The organism is Empedobacter brevis NBRC 14943 = ATCC 43319 (assembly GCF_000382425.1).
Lineage (GTDB): Bacteria > Bacteroidota > Bacteroidia > Flavobacteriales > Weeksellaceae > Empedobacter > Empedobacter brevis.
In genome coordinates, this window is sequence record NZ_KB908314.1 from 1 (window position 1) to 2,748 (window position 2,748).

A 2,748-nucleotide genomic window follows, 5' to 3' on the forward strand; every position below is an offset into this window, starting at 1 on the left:
AAATTAGTTTTTAATAAAAAAGAATAACTTAAATAAAACCCCGCTAAACAGCGGGGTTTATTATTTATAAGCAGCTCTTGTTTTAGCATCACGAAGTAGTGCGTTAAGTGTAGTAAGGATATGGTTTTTATCCGTATCAGAAAGCAATTGCAAATCGGTAATAATCCCGGTAGTAGCTTTATCGAGTTCCACATCTGACAATCCGGTCAGAAAATCCAAAGACACTTCCAAAGCTTGTGCAATTTTAACCGCCATCTCAATAGACGGTTTAACTTCTTCACGTTCATAACGCCCGATGATAGGCGCATGCACACCAATCTTTTTAGCCAGTTCTTCCTGTGAAATCTTCAGTTTTTTGCGCGTATATAAAAGGCGTTCTCCAAACAACATAAGTTCTAAATCTATCAGTTAAATAAAACGAAACACAAATATATAAAACATAAATTATCTAACTAAATGAAATATTGTTTGACAAATAAGAACATATTTTATACTTTTGAATAATATATGTTCTAAAAAAATATTTTTTCTATGCTTCATACTACCAACCCCAACCAGTTAGAATACGAAAACCAAATCCTGCAAATAAGTGTTTTGGGCGGAATCAGGATAGACGGCTTAGACCGTATGCGGGTAACGCTGAAAATACGGGCAAAGGAAGCAGAACAAATTGCCATACGCCATAATCTCGATCTATACAACGATACACAGGTAGAAAAGCTGATACGGAAAACGGCAACCAAATTAGAAATAGGAAGCAGCGTAATAGAAGCATCATTAAACGAACTCATTGAAGAACTGGAAAAATACCGCCTTAACCAACTGGAAAACCAAAACACAAAACCCGAAAACCAAACAACTCACCGAACAGCAATATAAAGAAGCACACGCCTTATTAACCAATCAAGAACTACTCTCAGCCACTAACGAACTGATAGGTAAAAGCGGAATTATCGGCGAAGAAACAAACCGCCTGATTATGTATTTAATCTTTAGCAGTAGAAAACGAGAGCAGCCGTTGCACATTATCAGCCTGGGAAGTTCCGGAACAGGGAAAACCCATTTACAGGAGAGCATCGGAAACCTAATCCCGGAAGAAGAAAAAACAGAAATCACCACATTAAGTGAGAATGCCTTTTACTACTTCGGACAACAGGAACTCAAACACAAAGTTATTTTAATAGAAGATCTGGACGGACTCTCGGGAGCAGCAGCCAAACAGGGAGGCGGAGCACTTTATGCACTGCGTGAGTTGCAAAGCAAAAAGAAAATAAGCAAGACAATCGCTTTTAAAAACACCAAAGGCGAAACCAAAACACTGCATCTGACAGTGGAAGGTCCCGTATGTGTAGCAGGATGCACCACTCGCGAAAGTATTTATGAAGACAACGCCAACCGGAGTTTTTTAATCTACTTAGACGAATCAGAAGAACAAGACCAGCGAATAATGGACTACCAACGAAAACTAAGTGCCGGAAAACTAAACATAGACGAGCAATTATCAGCAGCGGAGCTTCTCCGCAATGTACAGCGAATCTTAGAGCCGATAAAAGTTATAAACCCTTATGCGGAAATATTACAATTACCAAAAGAAGTATTAAAACCCAGAAGAACCAATGCACATTATTTACAGTTTATCGAAATCGTAACGTATTACCACCAGTTCCAACGGGAAAAGAAAGTAGATACGGAAACAGGTGAAGAATACATAGAAAGTACCATTGAAGATATACAATACACAAATGAACTGCTCAAAGAAGTATTAATCCGAAAATCCGATACACTCACCGGAAAAAGCAGAAATCAATTAGAGAAACTGAAAACATTACTAAAAAATAAAACCCAAACCATTACCAATCAGGATGTAAGAAATCAGTTGAAAATCGCCAAAAGTACCGCACAATATTATCTGAACCAATGGGTAGATGTTGGTCTGATTAAAAAAATCCATAACAAAGAAGAACAAACCTATTATTACCAAATCGTCAACGAAAAAGAATACCAACAACTTGAAGATAAGATAAATACAATCTTAGACCAATCTTTGCAAAACATCATCAACCGAACGAGTGAACAATACCGAACGAAAACAGGAATTAGTTCGGTTCAACCCTCTGTAGAAAAGGAAAATGCCCAACCGAACGAGGAAACAGCTAAAACAACTAAGCGGACTAAAAAGCCGGGAACCCCGGCAGGTAATTAAACCAAACTGCAAATGAAAAGTTTACCACTTGAAAATACAAGCTACATTTATTTAGAAAAAGCGTTCAAGGAATGGCTGGATATACTGGGTTTTAATAAAATGAGCGTTAATAACCTACCCACCAATGTGCGCGAATTTTTACACTACTTAGAGCAGAACCAAATCAACCAACTCACAATACTCAACTCACAACACATCACTCAATACTATAACTATCTGCATACAAGAGCCAACGAAAAACAAGGCGGAGCATTAAGCAATACCTACATCAATGCACACTGTTGGGCATTGGAAAAGTTCTTTGAGTTCCTGCACCACAAAGGAATGAAGAATTTACCGGAGCTGAATCTGAAAAGGCTAAAAATAGATTACTTAAAACGTGAGATACTCACAGAATCCGAAATCAAAGAAATCTACAAAACAATCGATGAGAAAGAATACATCACACCCAAACAGGAAGCACTGAATTACCAGGACAAAGTCATGCTTATTATCTACTACTGTTGCGGACTCAGAAGAAATGAAGGCATCAGTTTAAGCATAGA

4 protein-coding genes are annotated in these 2,748 nt (G+C 37.7%); 3 read left to right on the plus strand and 1 reads right to left on the minus strand.

The window, feature by feature from the left end; all coding sequences use genetic code 11:
* Positions 1 to 60 precede the first annotated feature (60 nt).
* Positions 61 to 390, minus strand: coding sequence for a helix-turn-helix domain-containing protein (locus tag H277_RS0118305; RefSeq protein WP_019977076.1), 330 nt, complete (start codon positions 388 to 390; stop codon positions 61 to 63).
* Between the two features lie 141 nt (positions 391 to 531).
* Here H277_RS0118305 and H277_RS20390 point away from each other — a divergent pair, with 141 nt between their 5' ends.
* The 3 genes from H277_RS20390 to H277_RS20275 form a co-directional block, all read left to right on the plus strand.
* On the plus strand, positions 532 to 879 hold the full coding sequence (locus H277_RS20390) for a hypothetical protein (protein ID WP_019977077.1): 348 nt from the start codon (positions 532 to 534) through the stop codon (positions 877 to 879).
* A 100-nt stretch (positions 880 to 979) separates the two neighbouring features.
* Positions 980 to 2,203 carry a Fic family protein gene (locus H277_RS20270; RefSeq protein WP_019977078.1) on the plus strand — a complete coding sequence of 408 codons (1,224 nt, stop codon included), beginning with the start codon at positions 980 to 982 and terminating at the stop codon, positions 2,201 to 2,203.
* A 126-nt stretch (positions 2,204 to 2,329) separates the two neighbouring features.
* The coding region (locus tag H277_RS20275; RefSeq protein WP_169337529.1) for a hypothetical protein at positions 2,330 to 2,748 on the plus strand (419 nt) is incomplete at its 3' end.